Consider the following 383-nt stretch of genomic DNA (forward strand, 5'->3'; position numbering starts at 1 on the left):
CAACCTTGGATACTAATTTAAATTGTAAACAAATACCTCGCCACCGCAGAAATCGTAAGTTCCCAAATATTCTTACTAAAGATGAAATTCAAAGCCTCTTCAATGCCTGCGATAATTTAAGAGATAAATCCATCTTAATGACCCTCTACGGTGCAGGATTAAGACTTAACGAAGTCTCATGTCTAAAAGTTTCAGATATTGATAGTAAAAAAATGCAACTATTTATCCGTAATGGTAAAGGTTCCAAAGATAGATATGCATTACTTTCACAGGACAATCTAGAAATACTCAGAGATTACTGGAAAGAATACCACCCTAAAGAATGGCTTTTTTATAGCAGAAATAATACCGGCACCCATATTAACTCCAGATCAGTACAAAAC

The 383-nt window shown here is 34.5% G+C and carries 1 protein-coding gene; it reads left to right on the top strand.

Features of this window, described 5'->3' with window-relative positions; all coding sequences use genetic code 11:
- Window positions 1–383 (top strand): tyrosine-type recombinase/integrase (locus G9F72_RS26845; protein ID WP_224676343.1); only part of this gene is annotated, 383 nt, incomplete at both ends.

Source organism: Clostridium estertheticum (genome assembly GCF_011065935.2).
GTDB lineage: Bacteria > Bacillota > Clostridia > Clostridiales > Clostridiaceae > Clostridium_AD > Clostridium_AD estertheticum_A.